At 60.2% G+C, this 20,753-nt stretch carries 20 protein-coding genes; 9 read left to right on the top strand and 11 right to left on the bottom strand.

Going from position 1 to position 20,753, the window contains the following annotated elements; translation table 11 throughout:
* Positions 1-54: 54 nt before the first annotated feature.
* Positions 55-1,143 carry an IS30 family transposase gene (locus tag ACIX8_RS13630; protein WP_014263695.1) on the top strand — a complete coding sequence of 363 codons (1,089 nt, stop codon included), beginning with the start codon at positions 55-57 and terminating at the stop codon, positions 1,141-1,143.
* Between the two features lie 265 nt (positions 1,144-1,408).
* Here the strand turns inward: ACIX8_RS13630 and ACIX8_RS13620 are convergent, their stop codons facing one another.
* Positions 1,409-2,185, bottom strand: coding sequence for an enoyl-ACP reductase FabI (locus ACIX8_RS13620; RefSeq protein WP_014265928.1), 777 nt, complete (start codon positions 2,183-2,185; stop codon positions 1,409-1,411).
* 345 nt (positions 2,186-2,530) lie between these two features.
* Here ACIX8_RS13620 and ACIX8_RS13615 point away from each other — a divergent pair, with 345 nt between their 5' ends.
* A complete protein-coding gene (locus ACIX8_RS13615) occupies positions 2,531-4,846 on the top strand; it encodes an isoamylase (protein ID WP_014265927.1) in 2,316 nt (771 codons plus the stop codon).
* 233 nt (positions 4,847-5,079) lie between these two features.
* Here the strand turns inward: ACIX8_RS13615 and ACIX8_RS13610 are convergent, their stop codons facing one another.
* The 4 genes from ACIX8_RS13610 to ACIX8_RS24605 all read right to left on the bottom strand — a co-directional run bounded on the left by ACIX8_RS13610 (position 5,080) and on the right by ACIX8_RS24605 (position 7,866).
* Positions 5,080-5,466, bottom strand: coding sequence for an EVE domain-containing protein (locus ACIX8_RS13610; RefSeq protein WP_014265926.1), 387 nt, complete (start codon positions 5,464-5,466; stop codon positions 5,080-5,082).
* An 88-nt stretch (positions 5,467-5,554) separates the two neighbouring features.
* Positions 5,555-6,358, bottom strand: coding sequence for a glutamate racemase (murI, locus tag ACIX8_RS13605; RefSeq protein ID WP_014265925.1), 804 nt, complete (start codon positions 6,356-6,358; stop codon positions 5,555-5,557).
* 12 nt (positions 6,359-6,370) lie between these two features.
* Positions 6,371-7,048 (bottom strand): GerMN domain-containing protein, encoded by a 678-nt coding sequence (locus ACIX8_RS13600; protein ID WP_014265924.1) that lies wholly within the window; start codon positions 7,046-7,048, stop codon positions 6,371-6,373.
* The gene (locus ACIX8_RS24605; protein ID WP_014265923.1) at positions 7,045-7,866 is read right to left on the bottom strand and encodes an N-acetylmuramoyl-L-alanine amidase family protein; all 822 of its coding nucleotides are present in this window, start codon (positions 7,864-7,866) and stop codon (positions 7,045-7,047) included. The genes ACIX8_RS13600 and ACIX8_RS24605 overlap by 4 nt, the downstream gene beginning before the upstream one ends.
* A 103-nt stretch (positions 7,867-7,969) precedes the next feature.
* On the opposite strand from ACIX8_RS24605, the gene ruvC reads away from it, so the two are divergent.
* Positions 7,970-8,473 carry a crossover junction endodeoxyribonuclease RuvC gene (gene ruvC, locus ACIX8_RS13590; RefSeq protein WP_014265922.1) on the top strand — a complete coding sequence of 168 codons (504 nt, stop codon included), beginning with the start codon at positions 7,970-7,972 and terminating at the stop codon, positions 8,471-8,473.
* A gap of 283 nt (positions 8,474-8,756) precedes the next feature.
* On the opposite strand, the gene rsmA is transcribed toward ruvC, so the two are convergent.
* Genes rsmA through ACIX8_RS13575 form a run of 3 tightly spaced genes read right to left on the bottom strand, consistent with a single transcriptional unit; the run spans position 8,757 to position 12,657 of the window.
* On the bottom strand, positions 8,757-9,644 hold the full coding sequence (gene rsmA / locus ACIX8_RS13585) for a 16S rRNA (adenine(1518)-N(6)/adenine(1519)-N(6))-dimethyltransferase RsmA (protein ID WP_014265921.1): 888 nt from the start codon (positions 9,642-9,644) through the stop codon (positions 8,757-8,759).
* A gap of 2 nt (positions 9,645-9,646) precedes the next feature.
* Positions 9,647-11,011 (bottom strand): APC family permease, encoded by a 1,365-nt coding sequence (locus ACIX8_RS13580; protein ID WP_014265920.1) that lies wholly within the window; start codon positions 11,009-11,011, stop codon positions 9,647-9,649.
* A gap of 44 nt (positions 11,012-11,055) precedes the next feature.
* Complete coding sequence (locus ACIX8_RS13575; RefSeq protein ID WP_044178648.1) at positions 11,056-12,657, bottom strand: ArnT family glycosyltransferase; 1,602 nt, start codon at positions 12,655-12,657, stop codon at positions 11,056-11,058.
* Positions 12,658-12,778: 121 nt separating this feature from the next.
* Here ACIX8_RS13575 and ypfJ point away from each other — a divergent pair, with 121 nt between their 5' ends.
* On the top strand, positions 12,779-13,681 hold the full coding sequence (gene ypfJ / locus ACIX8_RS13570; RefSeq protein WP_014265918.1) for a KPN_02809 family neutral zinc metallopeptidase: 903 nt from the start codon (positions 12,779-12,781) through the stop codon (positions 13,679-13,681).
* 2 nt (positions 13,682-13,683) lie between these two features.
* Here ypfJ and bla read toward each other — a convergent pair whose 3' ends face one another.
* Positions 13,684-14,565, bottom strand: a complete 882-nt coding sequence (gene bla, locus ACIX8_RS13565; RefSeq protein ID WP_014265917.1) for a class A beta-lactamase — start codon at positions 14,563-14,565, stop codon at positions 13,684-13,686.
* A 131-nt stretch (positions 14,566-14,696) separates the two neighbouring features.
* Between bla and ACIX8_RS13560 the strand changes: the two genes are divergently transcribed.
* Positions 14,697-15,137 (top strand): hypothetical protein, encoded by a 441-nt coding sequence (locus ACIX8_RS13560; RefSeq protein ID WP_014265916.1) that lies wholly within the window; start codon positions 14,697-14,699, stop codon positions 15,135-15,137.
* Positions 15,134-15,559 (top strand): type II toxin-antitoxin system VapC family toxin, encoded by a 426-nt coding sequence (locus tag ACIX8_RS13555; protein WP_014265915.1) that lies wholly within the window; start codon positions 15,134-15,136, stop codon positions 15,557-15,559. The genes ACIX8_RS13560 and ACIX8_RS13555 overlap by 4 nt, the downstream gene beginning before the upstream one ends.
* Here ACIX8_RS13555 and uvrC read toward each other — a convergent pair.
* Together uvrC and ACIX8_RS13545 are read right to left on the bottom strand one after the other, a co-directional pair.
* Positions 15,556-17,655 carry an excinuclease ABC subunit UvrC gene (gene uvrC, locus ACIX8_RS13550; RefSeq protein ID WP_014265914.1) on the bottom strand — a complete coding sequence of 700 codons (2,100 nt, stop codon included), beginning with the start codon at positions 17,653-17,655 and terminating at the stop codon, positions 15,556-15,558. The genes ACIX8_RS13555 and uvrC overlap by 4 nt on opposite strands.
* An 83-nt stretch (positions 17,656-17,738) precedes the next feature.
* Positions 17,739-17,954, bottom strand: coding sequence for a DUF3311 domain-containing protein (locus ACIX8_RS13545; RefSeq protein ID WP_014265913.1), 216 nt, complete (start codon positions 17,952-17,954; stop codon positions 17,739-17,741).
* Positions 17,955-17,961: 7 nt separating this feature from the next.
* On the opposite strand from ACIX8_RS13545, the gene mazG reads away from it, so the two are divergent.
* Genes mazG through menC form a run of 3 tightly spaced genes read left to right on the top strand, consistent with a single transcriptional unit; the run spans position 17,962 to position 20,747 of the window.
* Positions 17,962-18,831 (top strand): nucleoside triphosphate pyrophosphohydrolase, encoded by an 870-nt coding sequence (gene mazG, locus ACIX8_RS13540; RefSeq protein WP_014265912.1) that lies wholly within the window; start codon positions 17,962-17,964, stop codon positions 18,829-18,831.
* Between the two features lie 20 nt (positions 18,832-18,851).
* Positions 18,852-19,616, top strand: coding sequence for a GNAT family N-acetyltransferase (locus tag ACIX8_RS13535; protein ID WP_223295558.1), 765 nt, complete (start codon positions 18,852-18,854; stop codon positions 19,614-19,616).
* A 27-nt stretch (positions 19,617-19,643) separates the two neighbouring features.
* The gene (gene menC, locus ACIX8_RS13530) at positions 19,644-20,747 is read left to right on the top strand and encodes an o-succinylbenzoate synthase (protein WP_014265910.1); all 1,104 of its coding nucleotides are present in this window, start codon (positions 19,644-19,646) and stop codon (positions 20,745-20,747) included.
* Positions 20,748-20,753 lie beyond the last annotated feature (6 nt).

Below are 20,753 nucleotides of genomic sequence, written 5' to 3'. Positions count from 1 at the left end.
CTTGGATTCAAACTGGAAGTGCAACATTTTCTTTTCTAAGGAGGAAGATGTTGCATGGGTCGAACGTACAAGCAGTTTTCTATGGAGGAGCGCTGTCTTCTGCAGACGCAGTTATCGATGGGTTGGAGGCCGGCGGCGATAGCCGCCGGCCTCCAACGGGCGCGGTCCACGGTCACCCGGGAGATGGGTCGTAATGGCTGGCACGTTGCGCAGCCTAGTCCGAAGGGCGGTCGCCGGTTTATCGCCGGAGGCTATTCTGCGGTGACGGCAGATCGACGTGCCCGAAGGTTGCAGCGCATGCCGCGGGTTGCGCGCAAACTGGTTCCAGGCACCCTCGTGTGGGACCTTGTCGTGGCCGAGCTTGGCCGGGGCTTGAGTCCGGAGCAGGTTGGGTTCACACTCAGGCGTATGCCCGATCCGGTGCGTCTGTCGCACGAGACCATCTACACCGCGCTCTACGCCATGCCACGGGGAGAACTCCGCGCCCGCGTGATGACGATGCTGCGCCGCCGCCGGATGAGCCGCAGATCGCGCTCCAAGGCCGCTGTGGACCCCAACCGCCGTCACTTCATCGACCCCATCAAGCTCATCGACCAGCGGCCCGAGGAGGTGGGGCTTCGCCTGGTCCCGGGACACTGGGAAGGAGACCTGATCAAGGGCAGACTCAACCAGTCCCGCGTCGGAGTGCTGGTGGAGCGAACCACGCTATTCCTCGCCCTGGTCAAGCTCGAAGACGGCTCGGCAAAGACCTGCGCGGAAGGCTTCGCCCGCATCCTCAACCGCTTCGCCTCCCAGATGCGCCGTTCCATGACCTACGATCAGGGACGAGAGATGGCCCAGCACAAGTGGCTGGAACAGCAGACTGGCATCGAGGTCTACTTCGCCCATCCCCACTCGCCATGGGAGCGCGGCATCAACGAAAACACCAACGGCCTGCTCCGACAGTTCCTGCCCAAGGGACAAGACCTCGGTCACTTCTCACAACAGCAGCTCGACGATATCGCCATGCTCATGAATGCTCGCATCCGAAAATCACTCGGAAAACGAGCTCCAGCTGAACTCTTCCTCCCAGAAGGAGCCTTCGACTTCGTTGAGTTCTGGCAAAATCCTGGTATGTTCACAAATGTTGCACTTGGGGCTTGAATCCAAGCTGCTTTCTCCCGCTTTTGCCTGTGTTGGTACAGGTGAAAAGCGGGGGAAAGCAGGTTCTTTTGCTTGTGTTTCTTCGGGGTACCAACGAAGAACGGGAGGAAGCAGGTTCCTCGGCTGCGCCTCGGAATGACAACCAGAAAAGCAAGAGCAACGGCAAAAGCAAAGGCAACGACAAAAGCAGAAGCAGATTCCCTGCGGGAATGACAACTAGAAAGGCAACAGCAAAAGCAACGGCCAAAGCCCACGGCAAGAGCTTCTAGATTCCGGTGATGTTGAAGCCGCAATCCACGTAAGTGATCTCGCCCGTAATGCCGCTGGCCAAGTCGCTGGAGAGGAACAACGCTGTGTTGCCTACCTCGGCTTGTTCAACGTTGCGATGCAGAGGAGCACGCTGGGTAACGGCGTCCAGGATGGTGTTGAAGTCGCCGATGCCGCGTGCGGCCAGGGTCTTGATCGGGCCGGCGGAGACGGCGTTGACGCGGATGCCCTTGTTGCCGAGCGAGGCGGCGAGGTAGCGCACCGTGGCTTCGAGCGCGGCCTTGGCGACGCCCATCACGTTGTAGTTTGGGAAGACCTTTTCGCTGCCGTAGTAGGTGAGCGTCAGGATCGAGCCGCCCTCGGTCATCAGGGGGGCTGCGCTGCGCGCGATGGCGATCAGGGAGTAGACGCTGACGTCGTGTGCGATGCGGAAGTCTTCGCGCTTGGTCTCGAGGAAGTCGTTCTTGATGGCGTCCGCGGGGGCGAAGGCGACCGAGTGGATGATGGTGTGGACGGCCGGATAGGCAGCTTTGATCTCTGCAAAGGCCTTGTCGATCTCTTCATCTCGCGAGACATCGCACTGGATGGTACGGCCGGTGCCGGTCTGGCCGAGGCTCTCGATCAGCTCGTCGGCTTCCTTCTTCAGGCGGTCCGACTGGTAACCCAGAACGAGAGTGGCTCCGGCGGCGGCGAGCTTTTCGGCGATGGCATAGGCGATGCTGCGTTTGTTGGCGAGGCCGAAGACAACGGCCACTTTACCCTTCATGTCGATCATGTACTTCAGACTCCTTGGTGAACTTAACCGAGGCTAAGAATAGCAGTTTGGCGGCCTGAGAGCAGCGTTCGGAGGCAGGTCCAGGGAGGAAGCAGGCTTCACGTTATGAAGCCGCGGCAAGGTTTGCGTTTCTTCTTTACGTTCTTTGGCTGAATTCTTTGCCGTTATCTGAAGCCGTACACCGGGCGGTAAACAAGCTGCAAGTGCTTGAACACAGGGGATTTGTCTGTTGATGAAAAAATGAGCCATAAAAGGGAGCGAAAAGATTGCGCTGATGCCGGCCGTTCTTCCAGTGTGTGCGGCGTGGTTGAAGTCCCCACCACATGCTTACGGAGATAGATAAAAATGAAATGCCCGAAGATTTTCGTGACCCTGGTGCTGGCCTGCGCCAGCCTCGCCGTCCTGATGACGCCTGCTCATGCGGCGATCAATAGTATGAGCCTCGGTGCAAGCTATAACTCGTCCAAGACCGACATTACCTTTCGCGTCTATTCCTCTCAAGCTACCCGCATGGTGCTCTATCTCTACTCGGCGGGGTATGGGGTTCAGGAGTCGGCGACCTATGTTTTGAGCGCGGCGGGCAGTGGAGTCTGGGCGGTAACGGTTCCGGTCTCTGCCATTCAGTCCGCCGGAATTACCGGGATGGTCTATTACGGTTATCGCGCCTGGGGACCGAACTGGCCCTACAGTTCGAGTTGGACGAAAGGCTCTTCGACGGGTTTTGTCTCGGATGTCGATGCCAACGGCAATCGCTTCAATCCGAATAAGCTGCTGCTGGATCCCTATGCGCTGGAGATCAGCCAGGACCCGCTCAATGCTTCGAACCAGAACGGCAATATCTTCGCGTCCGGATCTTTGTATCGGACGATGGATAGCGGAACCTATGCTCCCAAGGGAGTTGTGCTGGCGGCTAGCGGGCAGAGCACCGGCACCAAGCCGACACGTGCGCAGAAGGACGATGTTCTCTACGAGGTGAACGTCAGGGGGCTGACTAAGCAGGACCCCAGCATCGCGACGGCCTATCAGGGCACCTATTATGGCGCGGGGCTCAAGGCGAGCTATCTGGCGAGTCTTGGTGTTACCGCTGTTGAGTTCCTGCCGGTGCAGGAGACACAGAACGACGAGAACGACGTCGTTCCGAACTCCGATGTAGACCAGAACTACTGGGGATATTCGACGGAAGATTTCTTTGCGCCGGATCGCCGTTATGCCTACAACAAGGCTCCGGGCGGACCGACGGCCGAGTTCCAGGCGATGGTGCAGACCTTCCACAATGCGGGCATCAAGGTGTACATGGACGTGGTCTACAACCACACGGCCGAAGGCGGCACCTGGAGCAGCACGGACCCCACCACGGCGACGATCCTTTCCTGGCGTGGACTGGACAATACGACCTATTACGAACTCAGTGCGGGCAATCAGTTTTACTACGACAACACTGGCGTTGGCGGTAATTACAACACCTATAACCCCGTGGCTCAGAACCTGATCGTCGATTCGCTGGCCTACTGGACCAACACGATGGGCGTGGACGGTTTCCGCTTCGACCTTGCTTCGGTGCTGGCCAATAGCTGCCTGAATGGGGCTGCTGAAGCTGCGGCTCCGAACTGCCCGAGTGGAGGTTATAACTTCGACGCCCAGGACTCGAACGTCGCGGTCAATCGCATTTTGCGGGAGTTGACGGTGCGCCCGGCGGCGGGAGGCAGCGGCGTCGATCTCTTTGCCGAGCCCTGGGCGATCGGAGGCAACTCCTATCAGCTTGGCGGCTTTCCGAAGGGCTGGTCGGAGTGGAATGGGGTGTTCCGGGATAGTATGCGTCAGGCACAGAACGAGCTCGGCAATATGACGATCTCCATTGGCCAGGATGCGAATGACTTTTCAGGTTCTTCCAACCTGTTTCAGGCCAGCGGCCGCGCGCCCTGGAACTCTACGAACTTTATCGATATCCATGACGGCCTGACGCTGAAGGATGTTTATTCCTGCAACGGCTCCAGCAATAGCCAGGCGTGGCCCTATGGGCCGTCCGATGGCGGAACGAGCACGAACTATAGCTGGGATCAGGGAGGGGCGGCGGCGGATCAACGCCGTGCTGCGCGGACGGGCATGGCCTTCGAGATGTTGTCGGCGGGAACGCCCCTGATGCAGGGCGGCGATGAGTATCTGCGGACGCTGCAGTGCAATAACAATGCCTATAATCTCGACTCGCCCGCGAACTGGCTGAACTATGGCTGGAGTAGCGATCAGTCGAACTTCTACAACTTTGCCCAGAGAAGCATTGGGTTTCGCAAGGCGCATCCGGCGTTGCGGCCGGCGAACTGGTATACCTCCAGCCAGCTTGTCTGGTACGAGCCGAGTGGTGCGGTGGCCGATACGAGTTACTGGGACAACACCAGCAATAATGCGATCGCCTATACGATCAATGGTTCTTCTTTTGGCGATGCCAACTCGATGTATATCGCCTTCAATGGATGGTCGGGTAGCGTCAACTTCACGTTGCCGACGCCTCCCACCGGAACGAACTGGTATCGGGTGACGGATACGTGCGATTGGAACGATGGGGCGAATACCTTTGTTGCTCCTGGGAGTGAAACCCTGATCGGTGGGGGAGGGACTACGTATGGGCAGTGTGGGCAGTCGTTGTTGTTGCTGATAGCGAAGTAGGTTTGGGGATGTATTGATTGCCCATACTGGTGTCATCTTGACCGAAGGTGGCGTTCTTTGCCGCCGTAGTGGAGAGACCTGCATTTTGCTCGTTGCGGCATTGCTGACCCGAGCAAAATGCAGGTCTCTCCACTACGCATGACATAAAGCCGTCATGCTCCGGTCGAGATGACAAGATTTAGGGAGGGTAAAGAGAAAAAATGAAGGCTCGTCACGCCGGCTATGAAAATGTTCTAGCCGTGGACGAGCCAATCGAACTGCTCGTCGCTGAGAGGGACTACCGATAGCCGGAACTGGCGGAACATGATGGAGCCGTGGAAGACGGAGGCGTCGCGAATCTCGGCGAGGGGCTTCTCGCTCTTCAGGCGCTTGCCGGCTTTGAGCCGGACGATGGGGATCTTCGGATTGTCGGGGTCGGTGGTGACGGAGACGACCTTGGCTGTGCCCACTGCGGCCTTGCCGACGTTCGAGTGATAGATGATGCAGTCTTCGCCGCGCTTCATGTTGCGCAGCGTGATCAGGGCTTGCGGGTTCTTGATGCCGTCCCAGACGGTCTCGCCGTCGCGCAGCAGGTCGTCGAAGGAGTACTTATCAGGTTCGGATTTGAGGAGGTAGGGCATAAGAAAAAGCTAACAGGAAATGTGGCAGGGGCGGGAAGCAGATTCCCTGCGGGAATGACAGAAAGAAAGGCAAGAGCGATGAGCGTATCTAGCCGCCGAGATCGAGGTGCTGTACCTGATCGATGGAGTGCTGGAGGAACAGGCTACCGAGGCGTTGGAACTTTTCGACGGAGTCTGTGGCGAAGCACTCGAAGGTCGCAGCGTCGGAACTGGATGGGGTGGAGGTGGGGAAGTGTGTTTCAACCTCTGCGGCTGTGGCCTGGGCGGAGTCGATGACGACGGCCTGTGAACCTAGTTCGCGGAGCGTCGTCTCGACGAGAGGGGCCAGCAGTGGATAATGCGTGCAACCGAGGAGCACTGCTTTTGGTGAGCAGGTCGCGAGAGCTTCTTCGAGGTAAATGCGGAGGACGTCGCGGGTGACGGGGTGATCGATCCAACCCTCTTCTACCAGCGGCACCAGCAGTGGGCAGGCCTTCTCTGTAGCGCGAAGGCCGAGCGCCTCGCAGTGCTGCAGATAGGCGTGCGATTGAACGGTTGCCGTGGTGGCGAGGACGAGAACTTCCGCGCTGGGATGCTGGAGATTCGCCGCGCGCACGACGGGCTCGATGACTCCGACGACGGGGACCGAGACAGCAGCACGGATCTCGGGGAGTGCTAGCGCCGTGGCGGTATTGCAGGCGATGACCAGGAGATCAGAGCCGCGCTCTTCGAGGAAGCGTGCGCTCTCGACGGCGTAACGAGCGATGGTGGTCTGCGACTTCGAGCCGTAGGGCAGGCGTGCGGTGTCGCCGAGGTAGATGTAGTGCGCGCCGGGCACGAGTGGCAGGAGTGCACGCAGTACCGTGAGGCCGCCGAAGCCGGAGTCGAAGACACCGATGATGGGAGAGGACATAAGCAGGAGGACTCAGGGTTCGGTGGTGGGTTGGGCCTGCACCGTGGTGTCCCTGGACGGATAGGTGCGCAGCAGGTCGGCGTGGCCGGCGAGTGTCTCGCGCGGCTGGCCATCGACCAGGAAGCGGATCTGCTCGATCTGCGGGAGGTTGGTGTGCAGGGTCCCGATGATGGAGAGCAGGGTCAGAGATTCAACCTCGACGCCGGAGGGATGCGCGTTGACGAAGGTGCTGCGCAGGTTGATGACGGCGAGTTCGCCGCCGGGGGTCTGCGGCTGCAGGGCGTTCGGATCGGTAGAGGCGATCAGGGCCGAGGAGTTTGCCGAACGACCGACGAGGGGCAGGGGCAGGAGAAAGACGTCGTCGACGGCTACCCCTGATTGCAGCGGGTGAGACGAGCCGGGCAGAGAATATTCGGCGACGAGGTGCTCCAGCAGCGCGCGGGCTCGTGCGGTCACCTCGCCGGGCAGGGCAATGGGCCGTGTGGTTGCGGTGATGGAGCCGTCGGCATCGTTGGCCAGGTCGAGCGTGACGGACTCGGTGGTGGAGTAGGGGGCATCGAGAGGCGTGGCGTCAGCGAGCGCGACGATACGGTCGCGGGCATGCTGCCGTTCGCCGAAGAGCAGGGCTCCCATGGCGAGGATGCAGCCGACGAGGCTCCAGAAGACGATGCGCTGGTGGCGGGAGATCATGGCTGCGCTCCTGTCTCCGGGGCTGTTGCGGGAGTTTGCACTGCCGGCAGCCGCTGTGGCGGCTGTGCCTGGTTCTGCCAGAAGACCAGGGCCGCGGCGATGGCTCGGGCTACCTGCTGCTGGTAGCTGTCGTCCGTGAGCGTGGAGTTATCGCTGCCTTTCGGGGCGAGTTCTACGACGAGCGCGGGGCAGGCGAAGGAATCGACCGGGCGCACGGAGGCGCGGCTGAAGACCAGCGGTACGTGGGCCCGGGTGAGTGCCATCCCCAACTGCTTTTGCAGATTCTGGCTCTGCGTGACCCAGGCAGCCTGCGCGGTCAGCCACGGAGTTTCATTGACCTCATAAGGAATGGGGTCGAGCTCCGAACGGTAAAGGTGGACTCCACGGCCTGCGGCGGTTGCGTGCAGCAGCAGGCAGGCCACCGGATGGGCACGGTTGGCGATCCCGGCGCGGTCGTCGAGCGTGAGGGGCGTGGGGGTGTCGGCCTGGGTGGCGGCGTCGCTGTCCCGGGTCATGACGACGGTAAAGCCGCGGGCGGCGAGCAGGGACCGCAGCTTGAACGCGAGAGACAGCGTGATGTCCTTTTCGAGAAGGGTGTCGCTGATGCGAGAGCCGCTGTCCGCCCCTCCGTGCGCCGGGTCGAGAAGGATGGTGGTGCGGTTGAACGGACTGGGAGGAAGTGGGGCCAGGGGCTTCGCGGTGCTCGTTGGTTGCTTGGGGGCGGGCGGGGCCTGCGCAGGTGGGGCCGCTGTCTGCGCCAGGCAGGGGAGTGTCGCGAGTGCCAGGAGGCAGATTGTCGATTTTTGAGCGAGGTTCAAGGTTGCTGGTAGCTTTCGTCAGTCCATGCTGCGATGGGTCTGATTGTATCGGGTTTGATGCGCGGGCTGAGCTCTATGGGTGCTTCGGCATTAGACTCAGGGAATGCGGGTGTTCGGCGTCGATTGTGGAACGGAGTTTACGGGCTATGGTGTCGTCGAGGTCGATGACTCGGCACGCACGCCAAAACTGCGATATCTGTGCGCGGGCGCGGTGAAGCTGAGCAAGAAGGACTCGACGGCGATGCGGCTCGCGCAGGTGTACTCCGAGTTGATCGCGTTGATGCAGCTCTGGCAGCCGGAGATGGTGGCGATTGAGGAAGTCTTTTTTTCTGCCAATGCGAAGAGCGCGCTGAAGCTCGGCCAGGTGCGCGGGGTGGCCATGCTGGCAGCCGCGAACTGTGGGCTGACGGTGGCGGAGTACGCTCCGCTATCGATCAAGAGCTCGGTGGTGGGCTATGGGCTGGCGGCCAAGGAGCAGGTGCAGTTCATGGTGGCGCGGTTATTGGAACTCGATGAGGCTCCGAAGCCCGCGGATGCGGCGGATGCGCTGGCGATTGCGATCTGTCATATCCATCATGCGCAGACGGCGGAGATGGTGCGGCGGTAAGGGCTCATAGGCAATTGTCTTTGCCTTTCTGGTTGTCATTCCGAGCGTAGCGAGCGAACCTGCTGTCTCCCGTTTTTTGCCAGTGCCAGCACAAACGTTGTGCGTCACCTCAAGCCAGGCGCCAGTTCTAGCCCATATTTCTAGGCGATACGAACGAAGAACGGGAGACAGCAGGTTCGCTCGCTGCGCTCGGAATGACAACCAGAAAAGCAAAGACAGAAGCAAAAGCAAAAGCAGAAGCAGAAGCAGAAGCAGAAGCAGAAGCAAAGGCAGAAGCTAAAGCTCAGAGCTCAGAGCTGTTCGATGCATTCGTTGAAAGTGCCCGATACAGCTCGGCCATCGCTTCCAATGGGACCGCTTCAGAGCGGGCTTGCGCTGGAATGCTTGTGGGCCAGACTGACGTGAGTTGCGCGGAACTGTATCCGGCGACACGCAGATTGTTGGCGAGTGTCTTGCGCTTTTGCGCGAAGGTGGAGCGCAGGAAGCTGTTGAAGCCTTCGGGTTCGACGCCCAGTTCCGTGAAGCGTGGGGCGAAGTCCAGGCGCAGGACGGTGGAGTAGACGTCCGGTGGCGGAGAGAAAGCCTCCGGCGGCAGCGTGAAGAGATTCGTCACGTGGGCGTGGAGCTGGGTGAAGGCGGAGAGTGCGCCGTAGTCGCTGGAGCCGGGTGCGGAGGCGATGCGTTCTGCGACCTCGCGCTGCATCATCAACACGGCGCGGGCCAGGATGCCTTTGCGGGCCGCGACGAAGAGGTGCAGCAGGATGTCCGAGGTGATGTAGTAGGGGAGGTTGCCGATGACGTCTAGAGTGGCGGCTGGAGAAGGGGTTGGTTCAGCTAAGAGCGATGAGGGGTTTAGCGAAGAGGACTCGGCTTCGAGATTCGAGTTTTGAGATTCGAGTTGCGAGAGGTCGGTTTGCAGGATGTCGGCGTTGTGGATGGTGACGTGCGGGTCGTTGCGGAAGCGGAATGCCAGCTCGCGGGCGAGTGCGGGGTCGAACTCGATGCAGTGAAGAAGGGCGCAGCGCGGAGCGAGCAGGTCGGTGATGGCTCCGTGGCCGGGGCCGATCTCGACAACGGTGCGGGCGCGGGTGTCTCCGAGCGATTCTGAGATGCGGAGGCAGGCGCTTTCGTCGACGAGGAAGTTCTGGCCTAGTTTGGGTTTCTTAGACATGGTTATTTGCGGCGTTGAAAGAAGAGGTGCACCGGGATGCCGCAGAGGATCACGGCGGCTCCGGCGATGGAGTTGAATGGCTGGTCGATGAAGCTGAAGACCAGCAGGACGGCTGCTGCAAGGATAAATAACGCCGGAACAACAGGATAGCCTGTAACGCGATAGGGCCGCGGTGTATCGGGTTCGCGATGGCGAAAGACGAAGACCGTGGCCGCGGTGAGCGCGTAGAAGAGCCACTCGGAGAAGATCGCCAGCGAGAACAGTGCTTGAAATCTGCCGACGGCGAGCAGCAGAAGAGAGCTCAGAACAGCCTGCAGCATGAGGCTGGCGGCGGGGGTACGGAAGCGTGGATGAATGGCTGCCAGGGGACTGGGGAAGAGGCCATCGCGCGCTGCGGCGAAGGGGACGCGTGCGCCTGAGAGTGAGCTTCCGACGAACGTTGCGCAGATGCTGACGGCCATTCCGATGGAGACCAGTGCGGCTCCGGCGTTGCCGGCCACCAGGCGGAGAGCATCGGCTGCAGGTCGGTCGGAGAGGGCGATAGCTGCTGCAGGAAGGACGTACTGAATGGCTGCGTTGGCGAGCATATAAAGGCCGCCCACGATGGCTACACCGCCGACCAGGGCCAGTGGCAGGGAACGTTGGGGCTGCTTTACCTCGCCGGCCATCTGCGAGACATCGGACCAGCCGTCGTAGGCCCAGAGCGCGGCGATGAGCGCGATCATGAAGCCGCTGAAGCCACCGCGTGCACCGCGGAAGGTCGTTGTGTAGTTATGCCATGAGCCATGCTGGAGGCTCGCGAAACAGAAGCCTGCGATGACGACGATCATCAGCACCTTAAGCCAGGTGAGCGCTGTCTGCACGTTTGCGGAGTTGCGGGTACTGACGATGTTGAGCAAGGTGATCAGCCAGGTTGCGGCGATGGCGAAGACCTGGCTCCAGAGGAGATGCGCGAAGGCGGGACGTGGGAGGAACGCGAAGAGAGAGAAGGTTCCGAGCACACGCATCAGTCCAGCTGAGATCGTAGCGATCGATGCGGGTTTGGCGATGAGCGTCCAGGTCCAGGTGTAGAGGAACGCGGTGAGGTCTCCATAGGCATCGCGCAAGAAGGCGTACTCACCGCCGACGCGGGGCTTCATCGCGGCGACTTCGGCGTAGCTCATGGCGCCGAAGAGGGAGAGCAGACCTCCGGCGATCCACACGGTATAGACCATGCGCGAACTACCGACGGCGGCCATCATCTCGCGTGGGACCAGGAAGATGCCCGAGCCGATGATGATGCCGACGACGATCGCTGTGGCGTGTGTGGCGGTGAGGACTCGCGGGAGTTCGGTCGCCGAAGGGGCTGTTGCGGCCTCGGAGGTCATGAGTGGGAGAGTATCAGAAGGCGTGCGGTGGTCTGAAAGAGCGGCTAGAAATAGAACTTCATCGCTGCCCAATCAAAGGGAGGAACGCCTGGCTTCCTGTTGCGGAGGAGATAGACGGTCTTGTGTTCGAAGGGCATGGCGAAAGGGTTATCCATGTGTTCGACGATTGTGACGTCCTCGAATTTATGCGTCAGTTGCTCGGGTGTAGCGTCGCTGACGGCAATGAGCAGCTGTCCCGTGCAGCCATGCGGGCCCCACATCCAGTAATTGTTATGGGGGCTGATGGCAGGGGGTAGATTTGGTTCTTCCTGCTTGCCGAGAAAATCAATGGCCCCGGCTTCACCGTAGTTGTTGCCGAAGAGGCAGACGTTCTTTTGATCCGTGGGGGAGAGGGAGCGATAGGCTCGCACCATGGCATCGGCCTCCTGCTGCCAGCCGAAGCGATCTGCATACAGCTGGGGCAGCGGGCCGGTCTCGGCGCTCTCCAATTTGTCGGCGTGGAGGTGCATTGCCGTGGTGTAGCGAATCCATGTGTCGGGTGCAAGGACGGGAATCGCCATAGGCAGGATAAGAATGCCGGTGATCAGCAGTAAGGTTTCGTAGAGAGGAATGGCGAGCGGAGATCGAAAGCTCCGGGATGCAAAGTAGCGCTCCCATGCGATGGCTCCTGCTGCAAACAGAGCGGGATAGATCGGCACGACGTAATAGTCCTTGGCGTGCATGAGCAGGAGCAAGGCAAAAAAGAGGACTGCGGCGAAGCCGAGCCAGCGGCAGTTGGGGAGAGATCGACTTTTTAGCAGGGCGATGAGGCCGGGAATCCAAAGGAAGACCGTAAGCGGGTGCATGGTCGTGATCTGGGTTCCGAAGAAGGCGAGCGGCCCGAGGATGGGAGTTTTGTGTCCAACTTTACCGTTGTGAAGGAACTCCAGGAGAGGCCAGTGATAGTGGGCCTGCCAGAGAACATTGGGGGCCACGATCACGAACATGAGGACGATGCCGAGCGCGGCCTGCCATGTGAAGAGGAGACGGCGCTGCGGAGTTAAGAGCAGTCCAAGGCCGAGTGAGACAAGGATGAAGACCATGGAAGGCTTGTTGAGCAAGCCGAGGCCCGCGGAGATGCCGAGCACGATCCACCAGGTACGCTGCGAATGTCCCCGCAGCATCATCACGATGGCGAGAATGCAGGTGACCCAGAACATCGGCTCGAACGAGTTCATGGAGAGGAAGCTGTCGATGGCGAGGTAGCACGGCGCGACGAGGATGCCGAGCATTGCGAGGCCCTGGGCGGAACGTCGTCCGCCGAGCGCCCAGGTGAGCAGGCCTGTGAGAAAGACGGCGACCGCACCCGCCAGTGCCGAAAGGATGCGGATGGCAAAGAGTGAGTCTCCGAAGAGGAGCTCTCCCAGCCGGGCCTGTACCGCGACGATAGGGCCTTGATCGACATAGCCCCAGGCAAGATGCCGGCCACAGACGATGTAGTAGAACTCATCGCGAAAGTAGCTGTAGCCGAGGTGCTGTGTCCATAGGGTCAACGCAAAATGGAGCAGCAGCTTGATGGCAGCAAAGATTGCTGCAAGGCGTAGGGCTTCACGGAGTGTGGGGTCGGCTGGGCGGACGATGATTGTATCGGGCGTTGTATAGGTCATAGGGGGCCAGGTTTTTGCTTTGGACAAGAGTACGCCAGCAAATGCCACAAAGTTCCAGTACATTGGTTTCCAGCTACGCATGACATTCTAAGGGGCAAAGACCCAGGGGAGCGAAGAGACGATGGAGTGGACGCCGGGAGGAATGAGCAGCGATATTGAGGACCGCCGGGACGATTCGGGGGGCGGCGGAGGCGGTGGTGGGTTTGGCTTTGGAGGCGGCGGTGGAGGGATCGGAATCGTCGGTTTCCTCATCCTGCTGGTGATAAGTCTGGTGACCGGCCGCAACTTCCTGGGATCGTTTCTGCATGGAGGCGGAGGCGGTATGCCACCGACACAGCAGATGCAGCCGACGCAGTCTGTGGCGCCGCAGACGCGGGAGGCGGGAGATCGTGACGCCCATCTGATCTCCTTTGTGCTCGACGATGTCCAGAAGACATGGACGGGGATCTTCCAGAAGGAAGGGAAGCCGTATCGGCATGCGAAGCTGGTGCTCTTTCGCGGACCGACCTACTCCGGCTGTGGGACGGCGAAGGCTGCGACTGGGCCCTTTTACTGCCCGGCGGACGAGAAGGTTTATATCGACCTCGGCTTCTGGAACGACCTGAAGCGTTTTGGCGGAAGCACGGCGGAGTTTGCGCAATCGTATGTGATCGCGCATGAACTTGGACATCACATTCAGAAGCTGCTGGGAACAGAGGCCAAGGTGCAGCGTCTTACGCAGCAGGAGCCGAGCCAGCGGGGACATCTTTCGGTGGACACGGAGCTGCAGGCGGACTGCTACGCGGGAGTCTGGGCGCACTCGGCGCAGCAGCGTGGGATTGTGCAGAACGGTGATATTGCAGCAGCTCTAAGTGCGGCTGCTGCGGTGGGTGACGACCATCTGCAGAAGATGAGCGGACGCGCGGTGAGCCCGGAGAGCTGGACGCATGGATCGAGCGCACAGCGAGAGAAGTGGTTCAATGCCGGGCTGAGCAGTGGTGATCCGGCTAGCTGCAATACGTTTGGCGGCGGGGCTTCGGAGTAAGCTCAGCGACTTGCGAGGGCACTGTCGTAGATGGCCTTGGCGATGCGTGCGATGACGGCGTCGCGCGTGGTCTCGTCGGCGTGGGCATCGGTGACAAAGATGGCGAGGGCAAGACGCTGGCCGTTGGGCAGCGTGATAAGTCCTACATCGTTGGTCGCTGGCGCGAGGCCGTTGTGCTCGCCGGAGGTTCCGGTCTTGTGCGCGACCGGCGTTCCGGCCGGCAGCAGTCCCTTGATGCGGTGAGGGCCGGTTGAGGATTCGGTCATCCAACGGTTGAGCAACGCGGTGTGCTCCGCGCTGAGGGGCGAGTGGTCCGCCAGCATGCGCAGGAGGGTGACCATCGCGGCGGGCTCTGCGTCGTTGCGATATTGTGCCTGGAAGTCGTCGTGCAGACCGCGCTCGCTGTCGCGAACATGGATGGCTGGCAGGGCGAGCTTGTTCATCGACTCCTGTACTGCCTGCGGGCCGCCGATGAGGCGGAGAAGGATGTCGGTGGCGGTGTTGTCGGATTCTCCGACGGAGAGTTGCAGCAGGTCGTGTAGCGGAACATCGACGTTGGCCTCGGGATGCGCGTCCTGCAGCGGGCTGTAGGTGCCGGGATAGCGGTCCGAGGGAAGGAAGCGAATCGGCTGATCGAGCTTGAGTTTGCCGCGCTCCACTTGTTGCAGGAGCGCGACGGCGAGGGGCAGCTTGAAGGTCGACTGCATCGGTGGGTGGCCGTGCGGGTTGAGATTGCAATCGAGTGCGACGCCGGGAAGCGAACAGGCGACGAAGACTTGTCCGTGTGCGTCCTTGGCTATCGTTGCAAGCTGCTGGTGGAGGGGTGCCTGTGCGATGAGGGGAGCGGTGAGTGTGAAGAGGACAAGGAACGATAGCGGGCGCATGTCGTCGACGTACTGCAAGGATGAACGTGAGGCCAGTAACTAGAGCGAGACGTTGCTGCGGAGAACCTGTGGATGGTTGGAGCTTTGACAGTTTTCATTGACTGTCATAGAGTGACAGTTGTGGAGGCCCTATGGATTTGGCGAGCAAGATACGCAGCATTGCGAAAAAGAAGCACGTAGAACCAGCACTTCGCGCCGGGCAACGACAGTTTTCGATTGCAGTCCGTGATCTCATGGATGAGGCTGAAGCGGAAGGGATTACTACTGCTCAGCGCACTCCACCCTTCTGTACCTCTATCCAGACCCAAGGTTTTCTTCGCGATAATGGGTTGGAAGTGCTGAGGGTTGACGGTCCTGCTTCAAAAAAAAGCACAACAGTAGTGGTTCATTATCGTGTTGCCGGAGCAAAAAAAGGACCGAAGCCTGCTAAACCGAAAGTCGAGACGGCTGAGCAGCGAGCCTTTCGATTGACGGAGAAGCTACGAGGTCTTTTGAAAGATGAACTTGCGGAATATGGAGGAGGCGAAGCCTTCATCAAGTGGGTCCGATCCGATGAAGAGCAGGCTGCATGAGCCGCGTATTCTGGGACGCCATGTTGTTTATTTATCTCGTTGAGAACCACCCTCAGTACTTCAAACGATGCAGGTATTTATTGCAGCGTTCCTTTGAGCGAGGCGACAAGCTTTATACAAGCCATCTTGCCTTGGGTGAGGTGCTCGCCGGTGCGGAGAAATCGCCATTTCCGTCGAAGAGCAAAGCTATTCAAGCCGTCGCAGAAGAGATGGGTTTCACTGGATTGCCTTTTGATGCCGGTGCCGTGCCTACTTTTGCTGATTTACGTGCAAAACGAAAGTTAAAGATTGCTGATTCGATTCACTTGGCTTGTGCCGCATCCGCAGGGATGGATTTATTTCTGACCGGTGATGCGCAGTTAGCTGGAATCCATGTGCCAGGAATACAGTTCGTTGCAGCCTTTCAGACCACAATGCTCTAAGAGTTCGTTGAAATCTGGGTCAGCTTCTCCGTGCCGGCCTCAAGCTCTCTTTCTTCGGTAAAGAACTGTCTGATCTTTTCTGCAGTCGCCTTATTGACTACGGACAGCAATGCATCGGGATTTTTTTCGGCGGCCTGCTTGAGTGCACGGACAGAGCCGAAGTGTTCCAGCAGGCGCTGGCGGGTGATCGTGCCTACGCCGGGGATATCGTCGAGTTCGCTGGTACGGTCGCGCATCTGGCGGCGCTTGCGGTGATAGGTGACCGCGAAGCGGTGGCTCTCGTCGCGGATCTTCTGAATGACGTGCAGCACGGGGCTGCGGCGATCCAGGACGACGGGGTCGTCTTCCTGGCCGTGGACGTAGATGATCTCTTCGCGCTTGGCGATGGAGGCGAGGGGCTGCGTGGTGAGGCCGATCTCGGTGAGAGCCTGCGCGGCGGCGTGTAGTTGGCCCAGGCCGCCGTCGATCAGGATGAGGGAGGGGAGAGGTTCCTTGTTTTCGTTCAGCCGTTTGTAGCGGCGGTGGATGATCTCGCGCATGGAGGCGAAGTCATCGACACCGGTGACGGTCTTGACCTGGAACTTGCGGTAGTCCGCCTTCTTCATCACGCCCTTTTCCCAGACGACCATGGAAGCGACGGTCTCTGCACCCTGGATGTGCGAGATGTCGAAGCACTCGATGCGCTCGGGGGGCTCGGCCAGGGTGAGGGCTTCCTGCAGGGCCTCCTGCATGTTCTTGATGCTCGGCTGCAGGACGCGGAAGCGCTGGTCGTAGGACTGCTTTGCGTTCTGGCAGACGAGATCGACCAGGGAGCGCTTGTCTCCACGCTGCGGTGCGGCAATCTCGATTTTGTGCCCGGTGCGCTCGCGGAGGATCTCGGCGAGCAGGACGCGGTCTGGGAAGTCTACCGGGACGTAGATGTGTTTGGGGACGTAGCCCTGGTCGAGGTAGAGCTGTTTGAGCAGCGCGGAGAAAAAGGCGGCTGGGGAGAAGGTGCTTTGAGAGGGGCTTCCAGCAGCGAGTTGCGAGTAGCGAGTTGCGAGTGTGGGTTCGTCGCAGGCTTCGGCGATGACTTCGCCATGTGGCTGGTCGGCTTCAAAGGGAGAGGCGACGATCGAGTGCTCTTCGGTGATGGAGTTGTCTTCGGTGATCTCTGGTGCTGGTACGGAGGGATCGGGTTCGAGTTCAGGCTCCACTTCTTCGCTGCGAAGAGAGGCGGGAAGATCGAGCTCCGGCAGGTCTTCCCAGAAGAGATCACGGCGGTCGACGATCTTGCCTGCGCGCATGTGGAAGAGGTTGACGGCGAGCATGTCGTTTTCGAAGTGGAAGCCGAAGACGTCGGCGTCCTCGTCGTCGGTGGAGGCGATGCGCTGGCGGTCCTGGGCCTGGCTGACGGTGATGAGCTGGTCGCGCAGCCGTGCGGCGAGCTCGAACTGCATGTTTTCGGCGGCGGCGGTCATGCGCTCGGTCAGGCGGGCTTCGAGCTCGCTGGGCTTGCCTTCGAGGAAGAGCTGTACGTCGCGGATGGCCTGCCGGTACTCCTCGGTGGAGACGAAGCCTTCGACACAGGGGCCGAGGCAGCGCTTGATGTAGTACTGCAGGCAGGCGCGCGGATGATAGCGGTTGAGATCGACTTTGCAGCTCGGGATGAGGAAGCTGCGATGGATGACGTCGACGAGCCGGTGGGCGAGGTTGCCGGGAAAGTAGGGGCCGAAGTAGGCGGAGCCGTCTTTGCGGAGCTTGCGCGTGACGAAGACCTTGGGGTGGCGGTCGGTGAGCGTCAGCTTGATGTAGGGGTAGGTCTTGTCGTCGCGCAGCAGGATGTTGAAGCGTGGCTTGCGCTGCTTGATGAGGTTGTTTTCGAGGGCCAGGGCCTCGCGCTCGTTGGCGACGAGGATGTATTCGATGTCCACGGCTTCGCGCATGAGCGAGCCGGTCTTGGCGCTGGCGAGTTGGTTGGCCTCGAGGAAGTAGCTGCGCACCCGGGCGCGCAGGTTCTTCGCCTTGCCGACGTAGATGACCTCGCCTTCGGCGTTCTTGTAGAGATAGCAGCCCGCGCCGGTGGGCAGCGTCCGGATTTTTTCGAAGAGGTCCATGGGCTATGACAAGTTTAGAGCGTCGTGCGGTGATTCGTGCGCAATCTCATTGGACGCTCGGCGGCAGCGAAGGATGCGCGGGCCTAGCGTGACTTGAGTTGACGGTAGACGAGATAGAGCAGGAAAGACGTCAGCACAACCCACGCGAACTGGTACCAGTAGAAGAACGGAAAGCCGAAGAGCGTGGGCGTGGCGCGGGCATAGAGCTTCGGAAAGCAGAGTCCGAGGTAGGGGAGCGCCAGCAATACGACGACCCACCAGGCGGTGCGTTTAGCCTTTTGCGGGGTGGGAAGGGACATGGGCAGGATGCTATCACTTTGTCCCGGCTCAAGTAAGCTGGAATATGTGGATGAGCTGAAGCCTATTGGCGGAGAAGAGACCCTGGCGGAGACGGTTGCTGCCCTGCAGAGAGCCGCCGCGATTATGGCACGGTTGCGTGGACCGGACGGATGTCCCTGGGACCGTGAGCAGACCTTCGACACGATCAAGCGGCACACGCTGGAGGAGACCTACGAGGTCTTCGACGCGATTGAGCGGCGTGCCTGGCCTGACTTGAAGGATGAGCTGGGAGACCTGCTGCTGCAGGTGCTGTTCTATGCGCAAATGGCGAGCGAGGCGGGGCACTTCGATCTGCGCGATGTGGCGGAGAACCTGAATGCGAAGCTGATCCGCCGGCATCCTCATATTTTTGGTGACGTTGAAGCTGCGGATTCCAATGCTGTATTGCGTAACTGGGAGCAGATCAAGCTCGAAGAGAAGAAGTCCAAGCCAGCGGCTGAATCGATGCTCGACGATGTTCCGCGTTCGATGCCCGCAACGCTGGAAGCGAGCAAGCTGGGCTCCAAGGCGGCGAAGGTCGGGTTCGACTGGCCGGATAGCTCCGGGCTGTTTGCAAAGATGGACGAGGAGATCGCGGAGCTGATGGTCGAGGTCGAGGCGAATCATCGCGAGAATGTCGAGGCGGAGTTTGGCGACCTGTTGTTTACAGCGATGAACCTGGCGCGGCATCTGAAGGTGGATGCGGAGTCGGCGTTGCGGCGCAGCAATGCGAAGTTTCGCGCACGCTTTGCGGCGATGGAGCGTGAGGCCGGTGGGGCTGCCGTGCTGGAAGCCATGCAGCCGGACGAGTTAGAACGGCTGTGGGCCCAGGCCAAGGTTGCTGAAGCGAAAGCATAGGAGACGAAGGATTGGACGGAGTGAAACAGACAGGGGCACGAATACATATTGAATCCCTTACGGAGTTAGAGCAGTTCGATCGCTGCGTAGAGTTGCAACTTGCAGTTTGGAACTACAGTGAAGGCGATCTGATTCCGCGCCGCATGTTTCTGATCGCTTCGCGCATTGGCGGTCAGGTGTTGGGAGCGTTCGACGGGGACCGCATCGTGGGCTTTGCGATGGGGCTGCCAGCGTATCGCAATGGCCATCCTTATCTGCACTCACACATGGTGGGGGTGCTGGCGGAGTATCGCAATGCGGGGATCGGGCGGCAGCTCAAGCTTGCCCAGCGGGAAGATGCCCTGGCTCGTGGCTTTGAGTTGATGGAATGGACCTTCGATCCGCTGGAGATTAAGAATGCGCACCTGAATATCTCCAAGCTGGGAGCTATCTCGCGGCGCTATAAGCGCGACTTTTATGGACCCTCCAGTTCGCCGTTGCAAGGGGGACTGCCCACGGATCGCGTCTATGCGGAATGGTGGTTGCGTTCGGAGCGTGTGACGCGTGTCCTGGCGGGGGAAGCGCCGGTGATAGAGGCTACCGAGTACGTAGAAGTGCCGGCGGAGATCTATGACTGGAAGGCTTCTACTACCGAGCGCGATGCTGCGCGTGAGGTCCAGTCACGTAATGCGGACGCGCTGGAGTCGGCCTTTGCACGCGGGCTATCCGTGCTTGGGTATGAGCGCACGGCAAAAGGCGATGGCCGATTTTTGCTGGGTGTCTGGAATGAACAGCATCTGTATTGAGCGGTTTGATGTGCAGGAGAGAAGACGATGAAGATTGACGCGATTCATATGCGCGAGGTGAACATGCCCCTCGCTTTTCCGTTCGAGACCAGCTTTGGAGTCACGACGGGCCGCCGCATTCTGCTGATTGAGATCGAAGCCGAGGGCTTCAGCGCCTGGGGTGAGTGCGTCGCGGGAGAGCATCCCTACTTTAGCGATGAGATGGTCGATACGGCCTGGCACATCACCGAAACAGAGCTTGCGCCACGGTTGCTGAACCAGGAGATCTCCAATGGGCGCGACTGTCCGGCGTTGTTCGAGCAGGTGCGTGGCCATCGCATGGCCAAGGCGGCGCTGGAGAACGCGGTGTGGGAGCTCGATGCGCTGCGGCAGGGCATTCCCCTGGCGAAGCTGCTGGGTGGTACTCAGACGACGATTCCCTGTGGTGTGTCGATCGGGATACAGCCCACGCCTGAGAAGCTGATGGAGAAGATCGAGACCGAGGTTGCGGCGGGCTATCAGCGCATCAAGCTGAAGTGCAAGCCGGGCTGGGACGACAAGATCTTTGAGATGGTGCGCAAGCGCTGGCCTGATATTCTGCTGAGCTGCGATGCGAACTCGGCATACCGGCTCGGCGACGCCGAACAGATTGCCGCGTGGGATCGCTTCAACCTGCTGATGATCGAGCAACCGCTCTGGTATGACGACTTCTACTTTCATGCGAACTTGCAGAAGCGCATTCAGACAAAGATTTGTTTAGACGAGTGCATTCGCAATGGCCGCGATGCGCGTGCGGCGCTGGAGCTGGGCAGCGGAAAGATCATCAACATCAAGGTGGGCCGTGTCGGCGGATTTACCGAAGCGATTGCCGTGCATGATGTGGCCCAGGAGTTCGGTGTCCCGGTGTGGTGTGGGGGCATGCTGGAGACGGGGATCGGCCGCGCGCACAATATTGCGCTCTCGTCGTTGCCGAACTTTTTGTTGCCGGGAGATGTGTCTGCCTCAAAGCGGTACTGGGCGCAGGACATTATCGAGCCGGAGGTGACGGTGAGCGCGAAGGGCGAGATCACTGTGCCCACGACGCCGGGCCGCGGCTTTGAAGTTCAGCGCGATCGCATCGAGGCCATTACCGTGCGGTGGCGCAGCCTGTAGGCGTTG

The organism is Granulicella mallensis MP5ACTX8, from assembly GCF_000178955.2.
Taxonomy (GTDB): Bacteria; Acidobacteriota; Terriglobia; order Terriglobales; family Acidobacteriaceae; genus Granulicella; species Granulicella mallensis.
The sequence above is the reverse complement of the archived record's forward strand: the minus strand, read 5'-3'. Positions and strand labels throughout refer to the sequence as shown.

Coding starts and splice junctions, on each gene's coding strand:
- ACIX8_RS13545 (WP_014265913.1), bottom strand. CDS start 17,954: ATGTCCCTTCCCACCCCGCAAAAGGCTAAACGCACCGCCTGGTGGGTC.
- ruvC (WP_014265922.1), top strand. CDS start 7,970: ATGCGGGTGTTCGGCGTCGATTGTGGAACGGAGTTTACGGGCTATGGT.
- ypfJ (WP_014265918.1), top strand. CDS start 12,779: ATGGAGTGGACGCCGGGAGGAATGAGCAGCGATATTGAGGACCGCCGG.
- ACIX8_RS13555 (WP_014265915.1), top strand. CDS start 15,134: ATGAGCCGCGTATTCTGGGACGCCATGTTGTTTATTTATCTCGTTGAG.
- ACIX8_RS13615 (WP_014265927.1), top strand. CDS start 2,531: ATGAAATGCCCGAAGATTTTCGTGACCCTGGTGCTGGCCTGCGCCAGC.
- ACIX8_RS13575 (WP_044178648.1), bottom strand. CDS start 12,657: ATGACCTATACAACGCCCGATACAATCATCGTCCGCCCAGCCGACCCC.
- murI (WP_014265925.1), bottom strand. CDS start 6,358: ATGTCCTCTCCCATCATCGGTGTCTTCGACTCCGGCTTCGGCGGCCTC.
- mazG (WP_014265912.1), top strand. CDS start 17,962: ATGCTATCACTTTGTCCCGGCTCAAGTAAGCTGGAATATGTGGATGAG.
- ACIX8_RS13610 (WP_014265926.1), bottom strand. CDS start 5,466: ATGCCCTACCTCCTCAAATCCGAACCTGATAAGTACTCCTTCGACGAC.
- ACIX8_RS13600 (WP_014265924.1), bottom strand. CDS start 7,048: ATGATCTCCCGCCACCAGCGCATCGTCTTCTGGAGCCTCGTCGGCTGC.
- ACIX8_RS13630 (WP_014263695.1), top strand. CDS start 55: ATGGGTCGAACGTACAAGCAGTTTTCTATGGAGGAGCGCTGTCTTCTG.
- ACIX8_RS13580 (WP_014265920.1), bottom strand. CDS start 11,011: ATGACCTCCGAGGCCGCAACAGCCCCTTCGGCGACCGAACTCCCGCGA.
- bla (WP_014265917.1), bottom strand. CDS start 14,565: ATGCGCCCGCTATCGTTCCTTGTCCTCTTCACACTCACCGCTCCCCTC.
- ACIX8_RS13620 (WP_014265928.1), bottom strand. CDS start 2,185: ATGATCGACATGAAGGGTAAAGTGGCCGTTGTCTTCGGCCTCGCCAAC.
- ACIX8_RS13560 (WP_014265916.1), top strand. CDS start 14,697: ATGGATTTGGCGAGCAAGATACGCAGCATTGCGAAAAAGAAGCACGTA.
- rsmA (WP_014265921.1), bottom strand. CDS start 9,644: ATGTCTAAGAAACCCAAACTAGGCCAGAACTTCCTCGTCGACGAAAGC.
- uvrC (WP_014265914.1), bottom strand. CDS start 17,655: ATGGACCTCTTCGAAAAAATCCGGACGCTGCCCACCGGCGCGGGCTGC.
- menC (WP_014265910.1), top strand. CDS start 19,644: ATGAAGATTGACGCGATTCATATGCGCGAGGTGAACATGCCCCTCGCT.